The sequence below is a fragment of the Clostridium sp. CM042 genome, from assembly GCF_055080995.1.
Genome location: NZ_CM143646.1, coordinates 1070102 through 1096579 on the forward strand (window position 1 = coordinate 1070102; position 26478 = coordinate 1096579).

Here is a 26478-nt window from a genome sequence, read left to right on the forward strand (position 1 = left end):
TTCTACTTGCTTGTGTAAATCGCTTTTCAAAATACACTACCTTTTTTTAGCATACAATATTATAATTCTACATTTATTCCAAATTACCTCTTTCGTGTGATTTAAAAGCAATGGACTTTTGTTGAATTTAAGATTAATCTAGCAATTCTATAACTAAAAAAAGTTAAAAAGGAGGATATTAAAAAGAGCACTTAAGGTAACCAATCCTTATGTGCTCTCATTTTAGCATAGAATTATTTTTTGGGTCCTTTTGCTAATACTTTTACTGCAAGATCAGAAAAATCAGTAAATAAACCATCTACATCAACTTCAAAATAGAATTTCTGCATTAACTCTTCTACACTAGTTACATATTTAGGGATTTCATCTTTTCTAAATGTATAAGGATGAACAACAAGATTATGTTTATGTGCATCTTTTACTAAATTAGGATTAATAACTGGTTCTTTGTCGTTCTTCCCATTTTCATCTATTATTTGTTGGTACCAAGGTCCAATACCGTTTGCATATTCAGCTACTTTTGCTAGTCCTTCATCTGACATCATTTTTTTATAATTTGCCCCTGGACAATCTGCTTCTTCACCAATTAGCTGGACCATTTTCATTTTTGCGCCCATTTCTGTCCTAACTTTTCTTAAGTAAGTTGGATCAAAACATTGTAAATAAATTTTTGATTCAGGAGTATCATATCCATATTTTCTAAGAACTCTTAATACGACAGTTCCAATGTCTTGTCCATTATCCGTATGGAATTTAGGCTCTTTTAATTCAGGGTAAATTCCTTTTTCTTGACCTGTACTTTTATTCAGCCCTTGTACAAGTTGTATCATTTCTTCTAATGTTGGAACTTCAAAATGAGCACTATTTAAAGGAAATCTATCAGGGAAAACCGGATCCTTAGACCCTTCTTTTGTACGTTCGTGCACGTTAAGTGTTTTAATTTCTCTTAGTGTAAAATCGATTACATAATAATGTCCATCCCTACGTTTTCTATTTGGATAACGTTCTGCTACATCTGTAGTCGTATCTAACATATTATCATGCATTATTACTGGAACACCATCTTTAGATAAACAAACATCACTCTCTATGTAATCTGCGCCTAGTCCATAAGCTAAAGCATAAGCCTCTAAAGTATGTTCGGGTAAGTATCCAGAAGCCCCTCTATGTCCAATCACTATTTTGTTACTTTTATTTTCTGTTGGAACAGTTGTATTATTGCTCGCTACTGAATTCGGCTGTTTAGCCTTCTGTCCACATCCTGCAAATAATCCTGTCGTTAGGGCAAGTGTACATGTTAGTGCAATTAATTTTTTTTTATTTTTCATGTTATAGCCTCCTTGTACAATCTGTTATAAGTTTTCAATTTTTATAAGTATGATAACGTTTTCTAATGGTTACCAAATTGATTATAACTAAACCAAACGAAGAATTCAAGAAAAAAAACAGAAAATATTTTTACCATTATCATATTTGATCACTAACTTTAAATTAATAGCTTATTTTACATAAATGTAAAAACAAGTTACCCAGCGAATATTTACGAGTGAAGAAGAACTGAATTCGCTACATCATCCATTATTTTGCTTTGCATTAATTTGGTTATTATGGTAATATAACATTAAATAATTTAAGGGCGGAGAAAAGAGAGCCTTGATGTATGGGTATTTTATACCTATTAATCAAGGTTCTCTTTTTATTTGCATTTAGGAGGTAAAATGATGTTTGACGTAACTATTATTGGTGCTGGTATTGTGGGATGCTCAGTATCAAGAGAACTATCCAAGTATAATTTAAAAACATGTGTAATTGAAAAATCTAGTGATATTGCTTCTGGTACAACAAAAGCAAACAGCGCGATTGTACATGCAGGGTATGATGCTAATCCAAGTACTATTAAGGGAAAATTAAACGCAAAAGGTAATGAAATGTATACAAAGCTTGCAAAGGAATTAGATTTCCCATTTAAGAGGAATGGATCATTGGTTTTGTGCTTTGACAAGAAACACATGGATGATCTTAAAAAATTACTAGAACAAGGTGAAAAAAATGGAGTGCCTGATTTAGTTATTCTTGATGGAGATCAAGTTAGAGAAATGGAACCTAATGTAACACTGAGCTGTGTCGGTGCATTATATGCTCCAACAGGAGGAATTGTTTGCCCATATGAAATGACTATCGCTATGGCTGAAAACGCATACACCAATGGTGTGGAATTTCAATTTGAAACTGAGGTCCTTAATATAGAAAAAAAACCAAGTAATTACGTTATAAAAACTAATAAAGGCGACATTGAAACAAAAGTAATAATAAATGCAGCCGGTTTATTTTCAGATGAAATTAATAATATGGTAAGCAATAACAAATTTAAAATACTTCCCAAGCTAGGCGAATATGTCTTATTTGATAAAGCTTGCGGAGATTTAGTTACAAAAACTATTTTTCAACTTCCAACTAAACTTGGAAAAGGAGTTTTAGTTACCCCTACTGTTGATGGTAATCTTCTGATTGGACCTAATGCTGTAGATCAAGATAACAAAACTGATCTTCGTACAACTCGCGAAGGCATCGATGATATCGTTTTAAATGCTCAATTAAGTATTCAAATGCCACTTCCTATGAATATGGTTATAACTTCTTTTGCAGGGAATAGAGCAAAATGCGCGGGAAATGATTTTATAATTGAGGAAGCAGAAGACGCTAAGAACTTTATTAATGTAGCAGCAATTGATTCTCCAGGTTTAACTAGTGCTCCAAGTATTGCTGTAATGGTAGCTGATATAGTAACAGAAAAATTAGCACCAAAGAAAAATGTGAAATTCAACCCTATAAGAAAAGGTATAAGAAAGTTTAGAGAAATGTCAAACGATGAGCGAAAAGAAATAATCAATGAAATACCTGAATATGGAACAATTATTTGTAGGTGTGAAACTGTAACAGAAGGTGAAATTATAGATTCTATAAGAAGACCTCTTGGAGCAAAAACACTTGATGGAGTTAAAAGAAGGACAAGAGCTGGAATGGGGAGATGCCAATCGGGCTTTTGTGCAACAAAAGTTGTAGATATTCTTTCAAGAGAACTTAATATACCACGATGCGCCATTACAAAATCAGGCGAAAATTCTATACTGCTCACCGGAAAAAATAAACAATATTTATAAATTGGAGGAATATATATGCAAGAATATGATTTAATCATAATTGGTGGAGGTCCAGCAGGACTTGCAGCTGCAGTTTCTGCAAAGGATCAAGGAATAAACAGCATTTTAATTATAGAAAGAGATAATCAATTAGGTGGTATTCTCAATCAATGTATTCATAATGGTTTCGGCCTTCACACCTTTAAAGAAGAGCTTACTGGTCCTGAGTATTCACAACGATTTATTGACAAGGTTATTGCACTTGATATCGAGTATAAGCTAAATACCATGGTTCTAGATGTAAATAATAATAAACAAGTTACTGCTGTAAATACAAAAGATGGTATCTTGGAGCTCCAGGCAAAAGCAATTATACTTGCAATGGGATGCAGAGAAAGACCAAGAGGAGCTTTAAACATACCAGGTGCAAGATGCGCAGGTATTTATACAGCTGGAACAGCTCAAAAATATGTTAATGTTGAGGGTCTAATGCCAGGAAAAGAAGTAGTAATACTTGGTTCTGGAGATATCGGACTTATAATGGCAAGACGAATGACCCTCGAAGGTGCAAATGTAAAGGCTTGTGTAGAACTAATGCCTCATTCAAGTGGACTTAAGAGAAATATTGTACAATGCTTAGATGATTTTAATATTCCTTTAAAACTAAGCCACACTATAACAAATATACATGGGAATGATAGACTCGAAGGCGTTACTATAGCTCAAGTTGATGACCACAGAAAGCCGATTAAGGGTACTGATGAGTATATTGCTTGTGATACATTGCTCTTATCTGTTGGCCTTCTACCCGAAAATGAACTTTCTAGAAAAGCAAATGTTAAACTTTCTAGAGTTACTGGGGGCCCTGAGGTAGATGAAAGCATGCAGACGAGCATTTCTGGAATATTTACCTGTGGCAATGTGCTTCACGTTCATGATTTAGTAGATAATGTAACCACTGAAAGCTACACTGCTGGTAGAAATGCTTCTGATTATATAAAAGGAATTTACCATGCCGGAAAGAGTATCGAGGTTTTCGCAACAGATGGAGTTAGGTATACAGTACCAAGTACTATCAATCCTGAAAATATCGGTAACATAATAGATGTTAGATTTAGGGTTGGCGAGGTCCATAAAGCTGCTTATATATCTGTTTATTTTGATGATGTCCGCGAAATGCATTTAAAGAAGAAGATTCTTACACCAGGTGAAATGGAAAGTGTTAAATTAACTAAAGCAGTTTTTGATAAATATAGTGATTGCACTAAGATTACCATAAAAGTAGAAAAGGAGTAGTTAACTATGAGTACAAGGGAATTAACATGCATAGGCTGTCCAGTAGGCTGTGCTCTTATAGTAGAGCTTGAGGGCAAAGAAGTTATTAGTGTTAAAGGAAATACCTGTAAGATTGGTGAAACCTACGGCAAGAAAGAATGCACTAATCCAACAAGAGTTGTTACCTCCTCTGTTTTAGTTTCAGGTGGAGAAAATTCAATACTTCCTGTGAAAACTGAGAAAGATATTCCAAAGGATATGATTTATGACTGCGTAAGAGCGTTAAAAAATATTGTAGTAAAAGCACCTATTTATATAGGCGATGTAATTCTAGAAAACGTACTTGACACCGGAGTAAATATTATAGCAACTAAGGATATTGAAGCTACATACTAATGTATTTTAATAACAAAGAATGAAAGGATGATGAAAGACATGGGAAATTTATTTAATTTTTTAAAACCCGCTCTACCTATTGAGCGATTACCAAAAGAAAAAATTGATCCAGCTTACAAAAAATATCGTTTACAAGTATTTATAAGTATATATATTGGTTACATGGGTTACTACTTTGTTAGAAGTAACTTCTCACTAGCTAAGATATACCTCATTCAAGAAGGATTTACAAAAACACAACTTGGTTTCGTTGCATCTGCATTAGGACTAGCTTATGGTATCAGTAAATTTGTTATGGGTAACGTATCAGATCGATCCAATGCGAGGTATTTTTTAGGTATCGGTTTAATTTTGTCCGGTGTTACAAATCTATTTTTCCCACTTACCTCAAGTCTTACAGTAATGTTTATATTGATGCTTGTGAATGGATGGGTTCAAGGTATGGGCTGGCCACCATGTGGAAGAATCATAACACACTGGTTCTCAGATAAAGAACGTGGCGTTAAAATGTCTATTTGGAATACTGCACACAATGTGGGTGGTGGATTTATAGCTATCGTTGCTCTTCTTGGTGTTCAGATATTCGGAAGTTGGAAAGGAATTTTTTATTTACCAGCTATTATTGCAATCGTAATTGGAACACTGTATATGGTTTTTGCAAAAGATACACCTCAATCTGTAGGACTTCCTCCTATAGAAGAATATAAAAATGATTACCCTGCTGTAAAAGTAGAAAATAGAGAAAGAGAAATGACTGGAAAAGAAATATTATTTAAATATGTACTCAATAATAAATATCTATGGTATATCGCTCTTGCAAACGGTTTTGTATACATGGTAAGATATGGTATTATCAATTGGGCTCCAGTATACTTACAAGAAATAAAAGGTTTTAATGTTACAGAGTCAGCGGTTGCATTTTCTTTATTTGAATATGCCGCTATTCCTGGCACTATACTCATAGGATGGATAAGCGATAAAATATTCCATGGTCGTCGTGCACCAGTAGGTGTAGCTTGCATGGTAGGTGTTACAGCTGGTGTGTTCATTTATTGGCAATCTTCAAGTATTTTAGCGATAAACATTACCTTAGCTTTAATAGGTGCCTTAATATATGGACCCGTTATGCTTATTGGAGTAAGTGCCTTAGATTTAGTTCCTAAAAAAGCCGCTGGAACTGCTGCTGGATTTACAGGACTATTCGGATATCTTATTGGACAAGTTTCAGCTGAAATTGTAATGGGAATGGTTGTAGATAAATTCAACTGGGATGGGGGATTCACGCTTCTTATGATTTCTTCTGTACTTGCTATTGTATTTCTATCCCTTACTTGGAACGTACATGATAGATCAAAACCAGAATCTGAAGATATTCCTACTGTTACAAGTTAATATTATTATGGCTATAAATATTTGCGCAATAGCAAATAAATTTAAATCTTACAGAAAAAAACTATTGATTCGCTAGCCTTCTTATATTATGCAATTAAGATTGTATTTAATTAAACTGATACCAGTTTAACTAAATACAGTCTTTTGTTATGTAATGTTGAGTTAATCGTCTATATAAAAAGTTCTCAAGCTTTTTTGTATTCTGTGAATCTATTCTTGTATAATATAACATAATCATGTCAAAATAGGCAATTTTACATAAGGCTATGCTAGCAAAGCTTATTTAATAAAAGACAAAAAGTTATTATCTATAGATAATAACTTTTCTTATAATAATGTGGAGGAATTTAAATGAAGAGCAAATATCCTTAAGGATGTAGGTGTGTTCTTTATAATTATATTAACTGTCACTGTTATTTTATGCATAAAAATATCCAAAACTAAATATATATAATATAAAGTTTTTTTGTTTTCACCATTTTGGCTAATTTCAATACAAAATTCAGTATAAATAGAAAAAACATGAAAAAGTTATTTTTTTTGTAATAATCTACTTTAGAAATATAAAATTAACACGATAATATATACATAAATGTCATATGTTTAATAATATTATGAAGAGGTTTAATATATTATCCAGAAAAATCGTATGTGAGGTGAAGTAGTATGTTATCGCAAAAAAAAACATTACCTATTAATGAACTGCAAACAGGAATGATATCTGCCATGGATGTAACCTTTGAAGGCAAAATATTGCTAGGTAAAGGTATTTCGATTACAGATTCAATCATACTCAAGCTAAAGAACAACTATATTATTGATAATCTGGACGTTTATTTAGATGATAGTTCTAATAAGCCTTTGACGCTTAAACTGAAAACTGTAAAAGACATTGAAAATACCTTTAATGAATTTTCTTCTAATTTAGAAAATATATTTGATAATATATCTACTTTAAAAGTTCCTGAAATGACCGAAATGAGAATTTTCTCACAAAAAATTCAAAAGGAATTTACAGCAACGGGAATAGTTATTAGAAATATAATATTCTATGGTAGTGGAAGTGATTCAATTTATAGACACAGCGTAAATGTAGCAGCTATTAGTTTTATACTAGGCAAATGGTTAGGCCTTGATGAAAAAGAACTCAGTTTATTGACCTATTCGGCAATATTTCATGATTTTGGTAAACTTGAAATAAGTAAGGATATACTAACCAAAAGAGAGAATCTAACCTCTGACGAATCTGATACTTTTAAGACACATCCTGTCATAGGGTATCATTTTGTTAAGCAGATTCCATATTTAGATGCTTCTGTTGGCCTTGCAGTACTGATGCACCATGAAAGAATGGATGGATCTGGGTACCCACTACATATTAGTAAAGAAAAAATACCCAAATTTGCTAGAATAATAACTATTGCAGATTTATTTGACGAACTTAACTCCAACAGATATTCAAAAAAAATCAAAGGTCCTTTGGATGCTCTAAAAGTGATTCAAGATGAGAGTATTACAAAACTTGATTCTACTTATTGCAATATGTTTTTAAATCATATAGTAAATTACTACATGGGTGAAAATGCACAACTAAACGATAAACGTTCCTGCAAGATTATCCAAGTTCATCTAAATGATTTGACAAATCCGATTTTGCTTGATGACAATGGATTCCTAGACTTAAAAAAAGAGAAAGATTTGTATGTTGAAAAATTGCTTATCTGATAATCAATTATAGCTCATTCTTCACTACTTTGATAAAGTAACAGAACTATTTATGTAAGTTAGAAACATGATAATATACTTCCCGTAAAAGTTATATTTTTACGGGAAGTATATTTTTACTAAAAGGAGCTAATAGAGGCTACGGACTTTATAATATAATAGAAATAGCTGAGTTATTTAGGGTAATAGAAATAAGTTTGCTATATATTTTCTATAGAAATAGCGCGGACTGGTGAACCATCAGCATTTTTATTTTTAAGTGGCATAATACTTAAAATAAAATGCTCACTGCTAATTGAATCTAAATTTGCTAGGTTCTCAATAATTATAATGTTCTTTGGCATTAATATTTTATGAACTGCAAATGTGGTTGAGTTTATATCATCAATTGAAATTGCATCAATACCAATGCCCTTCAAATTAAATTTTGACAACCATTTGGCTGATTCTTCACTTAAAGAAGGAAAATCTTCAAAGTATTTTTTATGACCCCAGTATTTACTCCATCCTGTTTTGATTATAATGAACTCAACATTTTTTATCTTTTCCTCATAGAACTTTAAGCTATCAACATCTATTATTTTCATATTTTCATTTGAAAAATCAAGAATAGTAGCATTTCCAATAAAATGTTCTATATCTAAATCATTTAAATAAGGACCATTACTCAACATATGTGCAGGTGCATCTATATGTGTACCTGTATGTGAGTACATAGTGATTTTAGCCTCTTGAAAACCATCCTTTTCCAATGTACTTGCCTTTTCAAAAATCGGTTGCTTGGTTCCTGGAAAAACTGGCATATCTGAACAAATAAAATGTGTTAAATCAGTAACTTTCATAATAAGTCTCCCATAATATTATTTTCCTTCTAAAATGTAGTTAAATCATCACCTGCGGAGCTGTTCATCTTCTACGAAGATGCATTAACGACTTGAGAAGGAGATTTAGATTTCCACTAAAGTTTTTTCTTTGTTGTAGCATGCTACTTCCGCTTATAGAAGTAGGAGACTTTCCTTCTAAAATGTCGTTAAGCTCTTTTAACCACAGCTTTTCTAACAAGCAAATAAACAAAAAACATTGTTGTTATAAATAAACATGTGAATGTTATTACAGCCATATAAGAGTTTCTTGTGTTTTTCCCCAGTAGACTAACAATAAAATATTTTACCTTTCCCACCAACTCAGGACTATAGTGTACAATTCCTCCATATATATCCTTAATAGCTAAAGGACTTAAAAATACTAAAATTTTCATTATTTTATTACACTTATAATATATCATAGTTATTAATAATCCTATTGCAAACGCTGCAATGTAACCAGCAAATAAAAAGGTAACTGTCCCAAATAGTGTTTGTATATTATTTCTTTGTATCCATACTGTGCCTACACTATAAGACTCGTTATAGGCCATATCATACATTGTTGGACTTAACATAAATATATTATACACTCTATTTATTATGACATCTAATATAGACATAGCGAGTCCTATTGATAAAATAGCTATTTCTGCAGCTTTAAAATAATCTACCCTAGTAATATTATTAGCTTGGGCAAAATAAAAATTTTCTTTAAAAAAGTTTAACCCTATCACAAATAAAAATACTACAGATGAAAATTCTAATCCATTTGTATGACCACTTCCTCCATTTGAAAATCTATTTGTCATTTCTATACATGTTAATGCACCTATGAAAATAGTGTAATAAATTATTATCGATTTTAGGCTGCTTTTAATATTGTATTTGGCAAGTTTAAAACTTTTCATTATTTTATCCTCCTGTCACTAGTCAAATTAATAAATAGTTTTTGTAGTTCAACCTTTGAAACTTCTAAATCTAGTTTTTTCTGTTGCCTTTTTTCATCATCTTCATTTTCCCCTATTATAATAGCTGATTTAAAAGCTGCCATTCCCTCTACACTTATACAATTTTTATCTTTAATATAAGCATCTATATTTTTATTTAATCCAGAAATGCAGTAGCACCCTTTTAATAATTCATCTACACTTTCGTCCTTAATTAATTTCCCATCTTTAATAATAACTACGCGCTCTATTAGTTGTGCAACTTCTTCTATAATATGAGTAGATAATATAATAGTCTTGGGATTTTCTATATAACTTTCCATAAGTTCTTTATAAAACAGCTCCCTATGATTAGCATCTAATCCTAAAACTGGCTCATCGAATATTAATATTTCAGCACCTGATGCCATGGTATTTATAATTTTACATATTGATGAATACCCCGTTGAAAGTTCCTTAATCCTTTTATTTATATTTAATTCAAACTTTTTACAAAGCTCTAATGCGTACTCCATATCAAAGTTTGGATAAAATTCTTTAGTCCAATTAAATAGCTCTTTTACTTTCATAGCCTGTGGATATAAGTTTTGCTCCGCCATAAAATGAATTTTCCCTAGACCATTTTCATCCGAGGGCGAGCTATTATTATCTATAGAAATAGTCCCCTCATTCAAGAAAATTCTTTTGTTTATAACGTTTAAAAGAGTTGTCTTACCTGCACCATTTCTTCCTAATAATCCATAAATTTTATTTTCTTCTAATGTTAATGTAATATTATCTAATGCAAAGGTATCCCCATATTTTTTACTTGCATTTAAAACCTTTATTGTGCCCATATTAAATCCCCCCATCAATCATTTTAATAATATCCGTACTTGAAATATCTAATTTTTTAGCTTCCTCTATTAAGACTAATATATAGCTTTCATAAAAATTTTCTTTTCTTTTTTTCATTAACTTTTCTTTACTTCCAGTTACAACAAACATACCAACGCCCCTTTTTTTATATATAATGCCTTCATCTACAAGTAAATTAAATCCTTTTGCTACTGTAGCTGGATTTATTTTATACTTAACAGATATTTCTGTTGTAGATGGAATTGCAGTTTCTTCCTCAAATACGCCCTTAAGAACATTGTTCTCAATAGCTTTAGCAATCTGCATATATATAGGTAGCTCATTATTAAAATCTAATTTCATATTATCACCTTCTTTACTTGCTTGGTCAATTACTTATGTAACTAACTATATAACCAAATAACTCCATTGTCAATAGTAAATTGGTTTATTTTAGGTTAAAGCTAATAAGCTCACTTAGAAGATCCCCGAGGATATTAATAAATTACGAATATAATTTGTTTTGCTAATAATACATAAAAGACACAACAATACAGCTTCGTATTATTGTGTCTTTTATGTATTATTCATTTTCTAAATTCTTAAAAGTATCACTATTACAGCAAATACCACAACTACATCTAGTGTCACCGAATTGTAGAGAATAAGCTTGTGAAAGTTCGATATTGGATTTAATTACTCCTTTAGCAAAATCCTCATTACTTTGTGATACCATTGCTAGAGCATTGGCTTTTTCTTGAGTATTTATTATGGCTCCAGCAGGAACATATCTATTAGCAGGAATTCTTACTCCCGCTGTAACAATAGCCGCCAAATCAATGTAACAGCCATCTTCCACAATAGAATTAAAAACAATAGCGTTAAATCCAACAAAAGTATTGTTTCCAATTATACATGGACCATGAACTAAAGCTCCATGAGCAATACTAACTTCATTTCCTATAAAAATAGAATATTCTTTTTTATTTACAGAGAATTTCATATTTTTCAACCCATGTAATATTACCCCATCTTGGATATTAGTTTTAGCTCCAATATAAAATGGTGTACCTTCATCCGCTCTAAGGGTTGCATTACATCCAATAAATACTTCTTTGCAGATTCTTATATCGCCTATAATGCTCGAGAAAGGACCTATGAAAGCAGTTTTATCAATACTAGGATATATACTAATAGGATTAAAAGACGTAGGTGGATTACTACTAACAAAATATGAATATACATTAGTTGGCCCTACAGGATTATATCTAACAATTTTATATTTACTCATAATATTTCTCCTAAATGTTTGATACTATAATATACGTATGCTTTAGAATAATTATGATAAAAGTATTTAATAATGTCCAATATTATTACTATTCACTGTTACCCTACTTTAATAAATACTCTCATCTGCATTATCCTCTATATGTATACCATAACCCTGAAAATCTTGTGCGAAAGTTTAGTTAATTTACATTTAAGAGTATTGACATATCATTAATTATAATATAGTCTAAGAGTATGGAATGAACGTTCATCCCTGAGGAGGAAATTTAAATTTAATGGATAAAAGAACTTTAATTTTACAAAGCACTCTAAAGCTTATAACTGAAAATGGTTTTCATGGTGCACCCATATCAATGATAGCTAAAGAGTCAAGCGTTGCAGCTGGAACAATATACAGATGTTTTAAAAATAAAGAAGATATTATTAATGAATTATATACTTATGTAAAAACAGACTTTAATAATGCTATTCTAAAAGGAATATACGATGGTATTAGTGTACGTGATGAATATTATTTAAAATGGAGAAACATGGTTGACTATCATATCCATAATACATTAGAAGCAAAATTCATGGATCAGTATGCTGCCTCTCCATATATAGATCAAGATGTAGTTAAAAGTAATTTAGAGAAATACTCTCACTTAAGGGATCTTTATAATAGAGCTGTTAATTCTAGTATAATAATAGAAATTTCATACGAAGCTGTTACAATATTAATGCTTGGGACTGTAACTCAATTATATAGAATCTACAATTCAAAAATGCTTACTGTAAATGAAAAGATTATAAATGAAGTTTTCGAAGGCTTTTGGAATGGAATAAAACAATAGTTAATTTAAAATTCAATGATACCAATTTAAAAATAAAGGAGAACACACAATGTTAAATTTTAATTATTCAATACAGACAAAAATATTTTTTGGAAAAGATAAAATAGATGTACTTGCAGACAATATAAAAAATTATGGTTCTAATGTTCTGCTTGTTTACGGTGGTGGTAGCATAAGGAAAAGTGGATTATATGATAAGATAACAGATATTTTCAACAAAAATGAAATAAACTTCTGTGAATTATCAGGTGTAGAGCCTAACCCAAGAATATCAAGCGTAAGAAAAGGAATTGAACTCTGCCGCAAGAATAAAGTAGACATAATACTTGCTGTAGGCGGAGGAAGTGTAATTGACTGTTCTAAAGTTATTGGGGCAGGTTATTACTATAAAGGTGATGCATGGGATATCGTACTTGATTCAAGTAAAATTAATAATGTTCTCCCAATTGCAACTATATTAACATTAGCAGCCACTGGTTCAGAAATGGATGCAGGCGCAGTAATTACGAATATAGAAACAAGTGAAAAATTAGCAACTTCTAATGCAGGTATGGCCCCAAGATTTTCAATACTAGACCCTACTAATACATTTTCAGTTCCTAAAAATCAAACAGCAGCTGGTACAGCTGATATAATGAGTCATATTTTTGAGGTATACTTTAGTAATACAAATGAAGCTTATATGCAAAATAGAATGGCAGAAGCGCTTCTTAAAACTTGCATAAATTATGGTGAAAAAGCTATGGCAGATCCTACGAATTATGAAGCTAGATCAAATTTAATGTGGACTTCAAGCCTTGCCATAAATGGTCTTTTAAGTTATGGAAAAGTAACAGAGTGGAGTGTTCATGCAATGGAGCATGAGTTAAGTGCATTTTATGATATTACTCATGGAGTTGGCCTTGCAATTTTAACACCACATTGGATGGAATATGCGTTAAATGCTAATACAATAAACAAATTTGTTGAATACGGAGTTAACGTTTGGGGACTTGACCCTGCTGGTAACAAATACGAAATAGCGCATAATGCTATTAAAATAACAAGAGAATATTTCTTAAAACTAGGAATACCCTCCTCATTAAGCGAAATAGGAATTGGGGAAGAAAAATTAGAAGAAATGGCAAAACAAGCTACCGTACGAGGGACTCTTGGAAATTTCAATCCACTTGGTGCACAAGATGTACTAAATATATTTAAATCCTCTCTATAATAAGGAGTGTTATAAATGGAGTTAATTGAAACAATAAAATCTAGAAGCTAGAACTAAGCTCGCTGAATGTACTCCATTACCTTTTGTAACAAGGGCACCAGTAATTATAGCGTGTTGCATAGACAAACAAGTTTTAAATACAGCAAATGCTCGAACAAAGGAATTAATTGAATCAAATGCTTTTGTAGAGACACCACTTGCTAAAGTAATATCTTTTCTTGTGAATTCTGTATATAAACATACTGGTGGTTCTAAAGAAAAAATCAACAAATAAAAAACACTAAGTTATAACTTAGTGTTTTTTTCTTACCTGGCGACAACCTACTCTTCCACAAGGTCACCCCTGCAGTACCATCGGCGCATTGAAGCTTAACCTTCGTGTTCGGTATGGGAACGGGTGTTACCTTCATGCCATAATCACCAGATTTATAAGGTATTAACCTTACAATTAAAGTATACCAAGCTATTGTTAACTTGTCTATATACCTTATGAGATATTCTCTCAAAATTGCACAGTGAATTAGTCTTTTCGCTCACGCTCAAAGCCTTGCTTCTTTCTTACGAAAGAAGTATATCGCATTACTTTTAATTATATATTTAGGTCAAGCCCTCGACTTATTAGTATTAGTCAGCTGAACATGTTACCATGCTTACACCTCTAACCTATCAACCTGGTGGTCTTCCAGGAGTCTTACTAACTTGTGTTAAAAACACGCGTTATGGGAAATCTCATCTTAGGGTGGGCTTCACGCTTAGATGCTTTCAGCGTTTATCCCTTCCAAACATAGCTACCCAGCGATGCCACTGGCGTGACAACTGGTGCACCAGAGGTTTGTCCATCCCGGTCCTCTCGTACTAAGGACAGCTCCCTTCAAATTTCCTACGCCCGCGACGGATAGGGACCGAACTGTCTCACGACGTTCTGAACCCAGCTCGCGTGCCGCTTTAATGGGCGAACAGCCCAACCCTTGGGACCTACTTCAGCCCCAGGATGCGACGAGCCGACATCGAGGTGCCAAACCTCCCCGTCGATGTGGACTCTTGGGGGAGATCAGCCTGTTATCCCCGAGGTAGCTTTTATCCGTTGAGCGATGGCCCTCCCACGAGGTACCACCGGATCACTAAGCCCGACTTTCGTCCCTGCTCCACTTGTAAGTGTCGCAGTCAGGCTCCCTTCTGCCTTTGCACTCTTCGCGCGATTTCCAACCGCGCTGAGGGAACCTTTGGGCGCCTCCGTTACTTTTTTGGAGGCGACCGCCCCAGTCAAACTGCCCACCTAACAATGTCCTGTGACCAGATTCATGGCCTCCAGTTAGAACCTCAGTACTGTCAGGGTGGTATCCCAAGGATGACTCCACACAGGCTGACGCCCATGTTTCTCAGTCTCCCACCTATCCTGTACAGACAATACCGAAATTCAATGCTAAGCTACAGTAAAGCTCTACGGGGTCTTTCCGTCCAATCGCGGGTAGCAAGCATCTTCACTTGCACTACAATTTCGCCGGATGTGTTGTTGAGACAGTGCCCAAATCATTACGCCATTCGTGCGGGTCGGAACTTACCCGACAAGGAATTTCGCTACCTTAGGACCGTTATAGTTACGGCCGCCGTTTACTGGGGCTTAAGTTCATACCTTCGCTTGCGCTAAGTAATCCCCTTAACCTTCCAGCACCGGGCAGGCGTCAGCCCCTATACATCAGCTTTCGCTTTAGCAGAGACCTGTGTTTTTGCTAAACAGTTGCTTGGGCCTATTCTCTGCGACCTACTTACGTAGGCACCCCTTCTCCCGAAGTTACGGGGTCAATTTGCCGAGTTCCTTAACAACAATTCTTCCGATGGTCTTAGGATTCTCTCCTCACCTACCTGTGTCGGTTTGCGGTACGGGCACCAATATCCTCGATAGAGACTTTTCTTGGCAGCGTGGAATCAGATACTTCGGGAATAAATTCCCTTCCCCATCACATCTCAGCGTTAAGAGCAAACGGATTTGCCTGCTTGCTCCGCCTAAATGCTTAGACACACATCCAATAGTGTGCACATCTTATCCTCCTGCGTCATCCCATTTCTAATAACGTCCATTGGTGGTATCGGAATATCAACCGATTGTCCATCACCTACGCCTTTCGGCCTCGGCTTAGGTCCCGACTAACCCTGAGAGGACGAGCCTTCCTCAGGAAACCTTAGGTTTTCGACCGTTAAGATTCTCACTTAACTCTCGCTACTCATGCCAACATTCTCACTTCTGTACCGTCCACCACTCCTTACGGTATGACTTCAGCCAGTACAGAAAGCTCCTCTACCGCGTACACAATTGTGTACACCCATAGCTTCGGTGGTAAGTTTTAGCCCCGGACATCTTCGGCGCAGGATCTCTTGACTAGTGAGCTATTACGCACTCTTTAAATGAGTGGCTGCTTCTGAGCCAACATCCTAGTTGTCTTAGAAATCCCACATCCTTTTCCACTTAACTTACACTTTGGGACCTTAGCTGATGGTCTGGGCTGTTTCCCTTTTGACTACGGATCTTATCATTCGCAGTCTGACTGCCGAAATAAAAGTATATGGCATTCGGAGTTTGATAGGGTTCAGTAACTGTTGTCAGCCCCTAGCCCATTCAGTGCTCTACCTCCATTACTCAATTAATCGACGCTAGCCCTAAAGCTATTTCGAGGAGAACCAGCTATCTCCGAGTTCGATTGGAATTTCTCCGCTATCCACAGCTCATCCCATGGTTTTTCAACACCAACGTGGTTCGGACCTCCACGGAATTTTACTTCCGCTTCATCCTGGCCATGGATAGGTCACCCGGTTTCGGGTCTACGACATGCAACTTCGTGAACTTGCGTTCACAACGCCCTATTCAGACTTGGTTTCCCTTCGGCTCCGTACCTTAAGTACTTAACCTTGCTACATATCGTAACTCGTTGGCTCGTTCTACAAAAAGCACGCCGTCACACATATAAAGTGCTTCGACCGGTTGTAGGCACACGGTTTCAGGTTCTATTTCACTCCCCTTCCGGGGTTCTTTTCACCTTTCCCTCACGGTACTTCTTCACTATCGGTCACTAGGTAGTATTTAGCCTTGGGAGGTGGTCCTCCCAGCTTCCCACAAGGTTTCACGTGTCTCGTGGTACTCTGGATTAGATCTGACTGTTTTTCCTTTTCATTTACAGGCCTATTACCTTCTGCGGAGCAGCTTTCCAGCTATCTTCAATTAAGGAATTGCAGTATTTATGATCTATCCTCAACCCCCAGGTCAAAGACCTGGGTTTGGGCTCTTTCCCTTTCGCTCGCCGCTACTTAGGAAATCGATATTTCTTTCTCTTCCTCCGGGTACTTAGATGTTTCAGTTCCCCGGGTCTACCTCTGCATACCTATTTATTCAGTATGCAGTACATAGTTGTTACTATGTGGGTTCCCCCATTCGGAAATCTTTGGATCACAGGCTATTTGCGCCTACCCAAAGCTTATCGCAGCTTAACGCGTCCTTCTTCGGCTCCTAGTGCCAAGGCATTCGCCATGCGCCCTTTGTAGCTTGACCTTGATTCTGTCTATTTACATAGACGGTTATATTAATTTTGCGAAATTGTATTAAATCAATTCATAAACTATTTTCATAGTTTTAATTTTTTTAAAACAACTTTTTTCACTGTGCAATTTTCAAAGAACATTTTAAGAAAAACTATTAATTAGCTAACTCCTAAGAGTTAACTAAAATTAGTCTCTCAAAATTAAACAGAGAACTAGGTACGATTAATTACAATAGATATTGTGCATCGACCGAAGTCAATACATCTACTCCCTAGAAAGGAGGTGATCCAGCCGCAGGTTCTCCTACGGCTACCTTGTTACGACTTCACCCCAATCATCAATCCCACCTTCGGCCGCTGGCTCCATAAACACCTAAGTGTTAGGTTACCTCACGGACTTCGGGTGTTACCAACTCTCATGGTGTGACGGGCGGTGTGTACAAGGCCCGGGAACGTATTCACCGCGACATGCTGATTCGCGATTACTAGCAACTCCGGCTTCATGTAGGCGAGTTGCAGCCTACAATCCGAACTGGGATGAGTTTTTGAGTTTGGCTCCACCTTGCGGTCTTGCATCTCTTTGTACTCACCATTGTAGCACGTGTGTAGCCCTAGACATAAGGGGCATGATGATTTGACGTCATCCCCACCTTCCTCCCGGTTAACCCGGGCAGTCTCACTAGAGTGCTCAACTTAATGGTAGCAACTAATGATAAGGGTTGCGCTCGTTGCGGGACTTAACCCAACATCTCACGACACGAGCTGACGACAACCATGCACCACCTGTCACCCTGTCCCGAAGGACTTCACCCATCTCTGGGTTATGCAGGGGATGTCAAGTCTAGGTAAGGTTCTTCGCGTTGCTTCGAATTAAACCACATGCTCCGCTGCTTGTGCGGGCCCCCGTCAATTCCTTTGAGTTTTAATCTTGCGATCGTACTCCCCAGGCGGAATACTTAATGTGTTAACGGCGGCACCGAGGTTCGACCCCCGACACCTAGTATTCATCGTTTACGGCGTGGACTACCAGGGTATCTAATCCTGTTTGCTCCCCACGCTTTCATGCCTCAGCGTCAGTTACAGTCCAGTAAGTCGCCTTCGCCACTGGTGTTCTTCCTAATCTCTACGCATTTCACCGCTACACTAGGAATTCCACTTACCTCTCCTGCACTCTAGACACCCAGTTTCAAATGCAGCACCCAAGTTAAGCTCGGGTATTTCACATCTGACTTAAATGTCCGCCTACGCATCCTTTACGCCCAGTAAATCCGGACAACGCTTGCCACCTACGTATTACCGCGGCTGCTGGCACGTAGTTAGCCGTGGCTTCCTCCTCTGGTACCGTCATTATCGTCCCAGAAGACAGAACTTTACAACCCGAAGGCCTTCATCATTCACGCGGCGTTGCTGCGTCAGGGTTTCCCCCATTGCGCAATATTCCCCACTGCTGCCTCCCGTAGGAGTCTGGACCGTGTCTCAGTTCCAATGTGGCCGATCACCCTCTCAGGTCGGCTACGCATCGTCGCCTTGGTGAGCCGTTACCTCACCAACTAGCTAATGCGCCGCGGGTCCATCTCAAAGTGGAATTTTCCGAAGAAAAATCCTTTGATGTTTCGATCATGCGACCAAAACATATTATGCGGTATTAATCTCCCTTTCGGGAGGCTATTCCCCTCTTTGAGGCAGGTTACCCACGTGTTACTCACCCGTCCGCCGCTAATCAACGTCTCCCGAAGGAAACGAATCATCGCTCGACTTGCATGTGTTAGGCACGCCGCCAGCGTTCGTCCTGAGCCAGGATCAAACTCTCAATTTAAAAGTTTACACCTTTTTAGTTGAAATGATTAATCTGCGCCAACTGTTAAGTTGGTTAAGCAACCGTTAGGTTGATTCGCAAGCTCATTACATACTTTTAGTCTTACGACTAAATTTTACTTCATACTAAAGTAATTAACTGGTTTAACGAAATATTATTTCGCTATCTTTACCTATTTCTCTGTTTAATTTTCAAAGACCAATTTGTTTTGTCATCATGTGACGACTTCTACTATATTACTAGGTATTTCTTGTTTTGTCAACATTTTTTTAATTTATTTTCATTAAAAAATTTATTAAAAAGTTATTAACATTTAGCTTATTGTCCACTCGTTTGTGACGACAAGGAGTATTCTATCACATAAATAAGAGCATAATTTCACAACATAGGTACTCTAGCTAGATTACATTCATTTTTCTACATATTAGTCTAAATAATTCAATATTTCGCATCTTGATACGCATGGCTAAGTACTAGAACTACCTCCTTATCTACCATTTAAAAACCCTCTGCCATTTATAGTACTAGCTAAAGAAAAAACCACTACTCCTAGTAGTGGTTACATTAAAGAATATTTTTTCTAATCTTTAAAAGACATAGTCCGTACAATTCTATCAAAACCAATAATAGTGTTTTTAAAAATGCCTTCTGCTCTATCTTTATACTCTTCCGGATTAAGCATTGAAGGGCTAAAATGTGTTAATAAAAGTTCTTGTACGTCTCCACTTAAAGCAAGTTCTGCTGCCTCACTAAAAGTCATATGCTTGTTCCTTATAGCTTTCTCAATATCATTTTCATTGCCATAAGTGCCTTCGCAAATGAACAAGTCACTTCCCTTAATAAAACCTTTTATTTTAGGAATTGGTCTTGTATCCGTTATTAAACTAATCTTTATTCCGCTTCTTTCTTGTCCCATCACCATACTTGGCAAATATGTTTTCCCATGTTCATTTATAATCTCATTCTTTTGCAGTCTACTCCAAAATTTCTTTGGTATTTCATTTTTAGTTGCACTTTCTACATTAAATTTTGGTTTTCTATTAAAATAGAGGCTATAACCCAAACAATTAGTTGAGTGCTCAAGTTCCAGTGTTGAAATTATCAAATCATTAAATTCTCCTACTGATGTATTAATACACTTTAATGAAGCTTGTATTTTAACAGGTTCTTGAGGATTTTCCAAGATGTTAAGTTCGTATGGAAGGTAAGGTGCTACAACCCTTAGCCCTTTCACAATATCAGTAATACCCTTAGGCCCAATTATAGTAATAGGATCAGTTCTACCACTATTACCAATAGTTGCAAGAATACCTGGAAGTCCCAAAATGTGATCCGCATGTCCGTGAGTTATACAAATCACATCTATCGACTTAAACCCCCAACCAAGTATTTTCATGGATACCTGGGTACCTTCTCCGCAGTCAATAAGTATTTTTCTTCCTTTATAGTTTATAAGAAATGAGGATAAATATCTTTCGGGAATTGGCATTCCCCCTCCACATCCTAGAAGTGCTAAATCAACCAATTAAATCATCTCCTTCGGAGCTGCATATTACTATCTGTATATATCAACAGCATTAAACCCATTATGCTTTATTTCTTGCACTGTTATATTTTTATCAAGATGCATACAATACACCTTATTTCTGAATTCCTGTGGAACTTTATCACAAAGTTTCCTTAATGATAAGTGATTATTACCTTCATACTCTAATCCACATGTATCTTGATAAATTCTAGAAATTTCTCCACTCTTGACCCTGTCAATTACATTGTTACTTATGTTATTTGAATCTCCACTATAATAACATAATTGTGCGTTTATTTTTAATGTAAATCCATATGCCGGTATTGTATCAACATGAGCAACAGGCACAAAATCTATACTAAAATCTCCAAGTTGCATATCATATATATCTACTATATTACAACTATTAAGATTGTACATTTCAGTATAATTATATATTATTATAGTCTTCTCATATTCACGGACCTTCATCCAAACTCTTTTATTCTAAACTTATTTAAAGGTGTTATGCATGAAGAGATTAATAAAAGTCGTAAAAACTATTATTGAAAATAAAAAGAAAATTTATCAAGAAAGGTGTTTCCTATATAATAAAAAACACATCCAAGCTGTAGAATTACAAAACTACAATTGGATGTGTTTTTCTGGTCTAGAATAAGCAAATACAATTTATTCAATACCCTGAGGGTTTTTATGAACTAATCTAATTTACTATTAACTTATAAAAACGATTTTAAAGCTAAACTTCTTTAACTATCTCATCGTAGCCTCTTCTATATGCTCTTGGATAAAGTGTCTTACTTTCATCTAAGTATCCAAGCGAGATTAGCATTACTACTGTCTTATTTTCATCAAGTCCAAATTCTTTTCTCACACCTTCAAAATCCATGCCACTCATTGGATGAGAATCTACTCCAAGATTCTTAGCTGCATACATTATAGACATTGCTAGCAGTCCTGCATTACTTTCAGCGAACTTTAATTTATTTTCCTCTGATGTACCATATAAACTCTGTGCAAAACCTTGTGTACCTGCTAATTTTTCTTTATCACCACCAAATAGCTTTAACATATCCTGCCATGTAGGATTTGATTCATCATATCCAGTTTTATTACCTACAATTATTAGGGTAACTGGAGCCTCTAATATCTTAGGCTGACTACTTGAAAGTTTATACAATTTCTCTTTAGCTTCTTTAGATTTCACTGCTACAATTTCCCAAGGTTGAAGGTTAAATGCTGATGGAGCTAATACCGCAAGGTTAATTATATCCTTAAGTATTCCCTCTTCAAGTCCTTTATTTATATCAAAAAAATTAATAGCTCTTCTCTCTTCAAAAACGTCTTTTAAATTCATTTAAATACGCCCCTTAATTTCCTATTTTTTTATAATTATTCATTACTAATAATTATTACTTAATTTATATTATTATACCGGTAGTTTACTGATCATGTCAAGCATACATTGAAATTATTAATATCTTTAACGATATTACTCACAAATATGATAAAAAAACAAGATTTGCTCAAAAATCGTTGAAGATTCGATATTATGCCAGTCCCCCTTCGTATATCCTTTGAGTCAGTAAAAAGTACCTATAGCTATTTCGCTATAGGTACCAGTTTATTTAATCTACTTAGGCATCTTTGACATATTGTTTTGTTTCAGATGCTTTAAATATATTCAAGGCCTCATATCATATTACTGTCTTAAAATTACTTAACGCCTTTTATTACATTCATAGATGGACTTCCACCTTCAAACATATTTTTTACTCTCAAACCTATAAGTGGATTTAACTCTAAATGTGTCAAGATATAAAATTTTTCTTCTTCAATTGCCTTGAATATAGTTGCTCCAATTGTATCAATTGGTATCCCGCCCTTTATAACCTTATGTTTCTTTTGCTCTTCTTCTTTATACAAATCACTTTGATAATAAGGCTGACTCATGTCATTTTCATAAATATCTGGTCTGTGCCTCTCACAATTATCAAGGTCTGTTTGAATAAATCCTGGACAGAATACTGACATTTTTATTTTGTCCGTTTCGCACTGAAGATCTAAGTAGGTAGATTCAGAAAGACCAACCGCTGCAAATTTCGAAGTATGGTAAGCTGACATTCCATTCAAATCCAAAAGTCCAGCTACAGAAGAAGTATTAACAATATGGCACTCAGTATCCTGTTTTAACATTATTGGAATGAACACTTTTTCCCCATGGATAATACCCCAGACATTAGCTTTCATAACCCATTCCCAATCATTTAAAGATAGTAACCAAGCTGGCCCTGCAACCACAACTCCTGCATTATTAAACAATAAATCTATATGTTGAAATTTTTCAAGAGCAATCTTCGCTAGCATCTCCATGTCTTCAAATTTCATGACATCCATTTCAACAGCTAATACTTCAGCTCCCTCTGCCTTAAGTTGTTCTTCTGCTCTTTTTAAGTCCTTTCCATCAATATCTGCTATCACTATTTTGATCCCTCTTCTTGTGCATTCCTTAGCTACTGCAAAGCCTATTCCATTTGCAGCCCCTGTAATAACTGCTACCTTACCTTTAAACTCTTTCATAATATAAATCCTCCTTTTTATACTGTTTTATAGAGTATCTTCCCACCAATCCCATTTTGAATTAGAATAAGGTAAATACGCAATTGGATCTACTTCTGCCAAAACCTTACCCCTTAAAAGTACTGAAGTTCCTACAGTGTAAGTGCAACCTAGCATCTTTACAACTTCTAATTCTGCCCAAGGGTCATGTGGTGAGTCTTTCAGATTCATCTCAAATTCTCCAGTTTTAAACACTTTATTATCCATAGTTGCACCTTGCTCTATAAGTAGTGGGCTTAAGTCGAATCCACTGCCATCTGGTGACTTAGAATATTTGAAATTAAATATAGGTAACCCCTTTCCATAATTATCAGCAATTATTTTCTGTCCATCTTTTGCATTACATTTTCCATTAAGATTTGCTTTTACACTAAAGAAGTTTATTCCATTTCGAGATACACTTCCGTAAACAGAGTCTCCGTCTTTCTTAAGTTCAATTTCTGCCATCTTCTTTGGAAAACCATAAATTTCTCTGCCAAGCCCCATAGCCATGCCATCACTTATAGGCATCGAAAGACAATACATTCCAATTTGACCATTAAAATCTGCTGGTATAAATAAAGCTGCTTCCTTGTATGGTGGGCAAAAATTTGTTCTAGGATAATTAGCTACAAACGCATGTACCAAAGGTATTTTAAGAGGTTTTAGAGGTGGTGGAAGTATACGTGCAATAATTTCGGGCTTTGTTTCCCAATAAGCTGTAAGCATCTGCGCATCGTAAAAAGTTGTAGGTTTACTAGCATATTTTTTAATATCACTTGGATTTTTTATAAAACTATTCATTAATGATACCTCCCTATATTTTATATTTCAGAGTTTTTACTAATATCTACATCATCGACATCCTTTCTTTAAATTTATATTTTTATACAAGAATTCTATGTTTATAATATAACTCTAATGCAAAAGGGGTTAAATAATCAATTTCCATAATTTGTCTAAAAAACATACACTCTACTGAAAGTGTATGTTTTTTAGCAAAAATAAAAACTGCAGAACAGCTTTCATCAGAAAAGGTATATCAAAATGAGAGAAACTTTACTTTTCCACTATGTTCTCAATTTCTATTTGCCAATTCTAGATTTCGAAGCCATCTATTAATTCAATAGTCACACCATTTGGATCTTTTATAAATAACATTTAATTCCTGCAGGAGTTTCAATTAATTCTCCAAGAAACTCAACAGCATTTTCCTTAAGAGAACTGACAAGACCATTTAAGTTTCCAACCTCTATCCCAACTGCCTTCAATGCATGAGTTCCCGTCATAGCTTCTTTTACATCATTAGTATCTTTAGCAAGCTGAATAATTCCGCCACTTTCCCCTTGAACAAATACAAATATCAATGCTGGATGTGGGCTAAATCTCTTAGACTGTTACACTCACCCCTTTTATGTATAGGCACATTTATATATAGCACTCAGATAGTTTGTCAACAACATTTTTTGGCTTTAGTAGAAACTAAAAATTCATTTTTCCTTGCTTTATTAAAAAAAATAGCTATAATAGAACTAATTTAATTTTTAAACTACATATATCAATTAATCTGGAGGTATGCATAAATGAAAGATTCAACAAAACATTCCGTTATTATAGGTTTTGCACTATTTGCAATGTTTTTCGGTGCAGGAAACCTTATTTTCCCACCATTCTTAGGCAAAACTGCAGGCAGCGCATTTTTTTCATCCATAATAGGCTTTCTCATTACCGGCGTTGGTCTTCCACTAACTGGAGTAATTGCCTGTGCCAAAATTAATGGTACTTACGACAAAATGGCCAATAGAGTAGGTTCAAAGTTTGCTATAATAACCGGTGTAGCTTTAATTCTTGTTATAGGACCGTTATTTGCAATTCCAAGAACCGCTGCAACAACTTTCGAGCTTGGAATACATCCTATATTTCCATCTGTGTCACAAAACATAGTCGTTATATTGTATTTTGCAATAGCACTTGTGTTTGTGCTTAAACCTTCTTCAATAATTGATAATATAGGTAAAATACTTACACCCGCACTTTTATTAATGCTCGCTATAATTATATTTAAAGGAATAATAGATCCTATTGGACCAATTGTAGCTACATCTTACAAAGGTGGATTCTCAAAAGCTTTAATAGAAGGTTATCAAACAATGGATGCTATGGCTTCTGTTATATTTGCAGGGATAATTATTTCATCTGTTAGAGCAAAAGGTTATAAAAATGCAAATGATATAATGAAGATGACTATAAAATCAGCACTAGTTGCTGTAGCGGGTTTAACCTTTGTATATGCTGGACTTATGTATCTTGGAACACAAACAAGTACTTTGTTCCCAGCAGATATATCTAGAACTAAGCTAGTTACCGAGCTTGTTAAGTTAGATCTAGGCAGCGTTGGTTCAGTTGTTCTTAGTTTATGTGTTTCTCTTGCATGCTTAACAACTGCTATAGGATTACTCGCAAGCGGAGCAACATTCTTTGCTAATCTTTCAAATAATAAAGTGTCTTACAAAACTGCCGCTGTTATTATGACTGTAGTAAGTGGATTAATAGCTACGAAAAACGTTGATAGTATAATTACATTGGCAGGGCCTGTTTTACAAATTTTATATCCAATTGTAATTGTTCTAATAGTTATTACATTGCTTGGAGATATTGTGAAGAGTAATACGGTTGTTGCTATAACTACATACACAGCGCTAATTATAAGTATTTTAGATACTATAAATGGTATCTATGCAAATAGCATTGGATTTATTAAATTTATTCCTCTAGCAAGTTCAGGATTCTCATGGCTTATACCTGCTTTACTAGCTTTTATAATTTCTAATATTTTAATAAAACCAAAAGAAGTTATAAATGAAGATGAAACTACTTCAATTTTTGAAGGGTAAGATAATGTAACACTGTTTATTAAGAATTAATATGGTTACATAGAGAGAATTTACTTTCTATAAAGTAGGTTCCAGCAGATATACAAGCCTTAGGACAGCTTCTATCAGAAAAGGTATAGCAAAATTAAATCTTGCTATACCTTTTTTCATTTTATATTACCGTTACTCCACTTTTAATTACAACGGCGCTCTAAA

General features: G+C 34.9%; 22 protein-coding genes and 3 rRNA genes. 9 read left to right on the plus strand and 16 right to left on the minus strand.

Going from position 1 to position 26478, the window contains the following annotated elements; genetic code table 11:
- Positions 1 to 233: 233 nt before the first annotated feature.
- On the minus strand, positions 234 to 1328 hold the full coding sequence (gene glpQ, locus ACWJJ7_RS05040; protein WP_462964221.1) for a glycerophosphodiester phosphodiesterase: 1095 nt from the start codon (positions 1326 to 1328) through the stop codon (positions 234 to 236).
- Positions 1329 to 1721: 393 nt separating this feature from the next.
- Here glpQ and ACWJJ7_RS05045 point away from each other — a divergent pair, with 393 nt between their 5' ends.
- From ACWJJ7_RS05045 to ACWJJ7_RS05065, 5 genes are all read left to right on the plus strand, one after another.
- Positions 1722 to 3161: an FAD-dependent oxidoreductase gene (locus ACWJJ7_RS05045; RefSeq protein ID WP_462964143.1), complete on the plus strand. Its 1440-nt coding sequence runs from the start codon at positions 1722 to 1724 to the stop codon at positions 3159 to 3161.
- Between the two features lie 15 nt (positions 3162 to 3176).
- Complete coding sequence (locus tag ACWJJ7_RS05050) at positions 3177 to 4436, plus strand: NAD(P)/FAD-dependent oxidoreductase (protein ID WP_462964144.1); 1260 nt, start codon at positions 3177 to 3179, stop codon at positions 4434 to 4436.
- Positions 4437 to 4442: 6 nt separating this feature from the next.
- Complete coding sequence (locus ACWJJ7_RS05055) at positions 4443 to 4811, plus strand: DUF1667 domain-containing protein (protein ID WP_462964222.1); 369 nt, start codon at positions 4443 to 4445, stop codon at positions 4809 to 4811.
- A 39-nt stretch (positions 4812 to 4850) separates the two neighbouring features.
- Positions 4851 to 6203 (plus strand): phosphoglycerate transporter protein PgtP, encoded by a 1353-nt coding sequence (pgtP, locus tag ACWJJ7_RS05060; protein WP_462964223.1) that lies wholly within the window; start codon positions 4851 to 4853, stop codon positions 6201 to 6203.
- A 666-nt stretch (positions 6204 to 6869) separates the two neighbouring features.
- Positions 6870 to 7928, plus strand: coding sequence for an HD-GYP domain-containing protein (locus ACWJJ7_RS05065; protein WP_462964224.1), 1059 nt, complete (start codon positions 6870 to 6872; stop codon positions 7926 to 7928).
- A 200-nt stretch (positions 7929 to 8128) separates the two neighbouring features.
- On the opposite strand, the gene ACWJJ7_RS05070 is transcribed toward ACWJJ7_RS05065, so the two are convergent.
- The 5 genes from ACWJJ7_RS05070 to ACWJJ7_RS05090 all read right to left on the minus strand — a co-directional run bounded on the left by ACWJJ7_RS05070 (position 8129) and on the right by ACWJJ7_RS05090 (position 11869).
- The gene (locus ACWJJ7_RS05070; RefSeq protein WP_462964225.1) at positions 8129 to 8770 is read right to left on the minus strand and encodes a cyclase family protein; all 642 of its coding nucleotides are present in this window, start codon (positions 8768 to 8770) and stop codon (positions 8129 to 8131) included.
- A gap of 188 nt (positions 8771 to 8958) precedes the next feature.
- A complete protein-coding gene (locus ACWJJ7_RS05075) occupies positions 8959 to 9702 on the minus strand; it encodes a hypothetical protein (protein ID WP_462964226.1) in 744 nt (247 codons plus the stop codon).
- A complete protein-coding gene (locus tag ACWJJ7_RS05080) occupies positions 9702 to 10577 on the minus strand; it encodes an ATP-binding cassette domain-containing protein (protein WP_462964227.1) in 876 nt (291 codons plus the stop codon). Before ACWJJ7_RS05080 ends, ACWJJ7_RS05075 begins: the two co-directional genes overlap by 1 nt.
- 1 nt (position 10578) lies before the next feature.
- The gene (locus ACWJJ7_RS05085) at positions 10579 to 10941 is read right to left on the minus strand and encodes a GntR family transcriptional regulator (protein WP_216304564.1); all 363 of its coding nucleotides are present in this window, start codon (positions 10939 to 10941) and stop codon (positions 10579 to 10581) included.
- 220 nt (positions 10942 to 11161) lie between these two features.
- Complete coding sequence (locus ACWJJ7_RS05090; protein ID WP_462964228.1) at positions 11162 to 11869, minus strand: LbetaH domain-containing protein; 708 nt, start codon at positions 11867 to 11869, stop codon at positions 11162 to 11164.
- A gap of 277 nt (positions 11870 to 12146) precedes the next feature.
- On the opposite strand from ACWJJ7_RS05090, the gene ACWJJ7_RS05095 reads away from it, so the two are divergent.
- Positions 12147 to 12704 carry a TetR/AcrR family transcriptional regulator gene (locus ACWJJ7_RS05095; RefSeq protein ID WP_462964229.1) on the plus strand — a complete coding sequence of 186 codons (558 nt, stop codon included), beginning with the start codon at positions 12147 to 12149 and terminating at the stop codon, positions 12702 to 12704.
- A gap of 49 nt (positions 12705 to 12753) precedes the next feature.
- The gene (locus tag ACWJJ7_RS05100; RefSeq protein ID WP_462964230.1) at positions 12754 to 13917 is read left to right on the plus strand and encodes an iron-containing alcohol dehydrogenase; all 1164 of its coding nucleotides are present in this window, start codon (positions 12754 to 12756) and stop codon (positions 13915 to 13917) included.
- Positions 13918 to 13938: 21 nt separating this feature from the next.
- On the opposite strand, the gene ACWJJ7_RS05105 is transcribed toward ACWJJ7_RS05100, so the two are convergent.
- The 6 genes from ACWJJ7_RS05105 to ACWJJ7_RS05130 form a co-directional block, all read right to left on the minus strand.
- A complete protein-coding gene (locus tag ACWJJ7_RS05105) occupies positions 13939 to 14184 on the minus strand; it encodes a hypothetical protein (protein ID WP_462964231.1) in 246 nt (81 codons plus the stop codon).
- A 41-nt stretch (positions 14185 to 14225) separates the two neighbouring features.
- Positions 14226 to 14342 (minus strand): 5S ribosomal RNA (rrf, locus tag ACWJJ7_RS05110).
- Between the two features lie 173 nt (positions 14343 to 14515).
- Positions 14516 to 17458 (minus strand): 23S ribosomal RNA (locus ACWJJ7_RS05115).
- Positions 17459 to 17723: 265 nt separating this feature from the next.
- Positions 17724 to 19263 (minus strand): 16S ribosomal RNA (locus tag ACWJJ7_RS05120).
- The 16S, 23S and 5S rRNA genes sit together here, the layout of an rRNA operon.
- Positions 19264 to 19843: 580 nt before the next feature.
- Complete coding sequence (locus tag ACWJJ7_RS05125) at positions 19844 to 20788, minus strand: ribonuclease Z (protein WP_462964232.1); 945 nt, start codon at positions 20786 to 20788, stop codon at positions 19844 to 19846.
- Positions 20789 to 20818: 30 nt separating this feature from the next.
- Positions 20819 to 21211 carry a hypothetical protein gene (locus ACWJJ7_RS05130; RefSeq protein ID WP_462964233.1) on the minus strand — a complete coding sequence of 131 codons (393 nt, stop codon included), beginning with the start codon at positions 21209 to 21211 and terminating at the stop codon, positions 20819 to 20821.
- A gap of 91 nt (positions 21212 to 21302) precedes the next feature.
- Here ACWJJ7_RS05130 and ACWJJ7_RS05135 point away from each other — a divergent pair, with 91 nt between their 5' ends.
- Positions 21303 to 21449: a hypothetical protein gene (locus ACWJJ7_RS05135; RefSeq protein WP_462964234.1), complete on the plus strand. Its 147-nt coding sequence runs from the start codon at positions 21303 to 21305 to the stop codon at positions 21447 to 21449.
- An 81-nt stretch (positions 21450 to 21530) separates the two neighbouring features.
- Here the strand turns inward: ACWJJ7_RS05135 and ACWJJ7_RS05140 are convergent, their stop codons facing one another.
- The 4 genes from ACWJJ7_RS05140 to ACWJJ7_RS05155 form a co-directional block, all read right to left on the minus strand.
- Positions 21531 to 22148 (minus strand): nitroreductase family protein, encoded by a 618-nt coding sequence (locus ACWJJ7_RS05140; RefSeq protein WP_462964235.1) that lies wholly within the window; start codon positions 22146 to 22148, stop codon positions 21531 to 21533.
- Between the two features lie 359 nt (positions 22149 to 22507).
- Entirely contained in the window at positions 22508 to 23371 is an 864-nt protein-coding gene (locus ACWJJ7_RS05145) for an SDR family NAD(P)-dependent oxidoreductase (protein ID WP_462964236.1), read from the minus strand.
- A 27-nt stretch (positions 23372 to 23398) separates the two neighbouring features.
- Complete coding sequence (locus ACWJJ7_RS05150) at positions 23399 to 24193, minus strand: acetoacetate decarboxylase family protein (RefSeq protein WP_462964237.1); 795 nt, start codon at positions 24191 to 24193, stop codon at positions 23399 to 23401.
- Between the two features lie 344 nt (positions 24194 to 24537).
- Positions 24538 to 24756 (minus strand): hypothetical protein, encoded by a 219-nt coding sequence (locus tag ACWJJ7_RS05155; RefSeq protein WP_462964238.1) that lies wholly within the window; start codon positions 24754 to 24756, stop codon positions 24538 to 24540.
- Positions 24757 to 24972: 216 nt separating this feature from the next.
- Here ACWJJ7_RS05155 and brnQ point away from each other — a divergent pair, with 216 nt between their 5' ends.
- The gene (gene brnQ, locus ACWJJ7_RS05160; protein ID WP_462964239.1) at positions 24973 to 26283 is read left to right on the plus strand and encodes a branched-chain amino acid transport system II carrier protein; all 1311 of its coding nucleotides are present in this window, start codon (positions 24973 to 24975) and stop codon (positions 26281 to 26283) included.
- Positions 26284 to 26478: the final 195 nt, after the last annotated feature.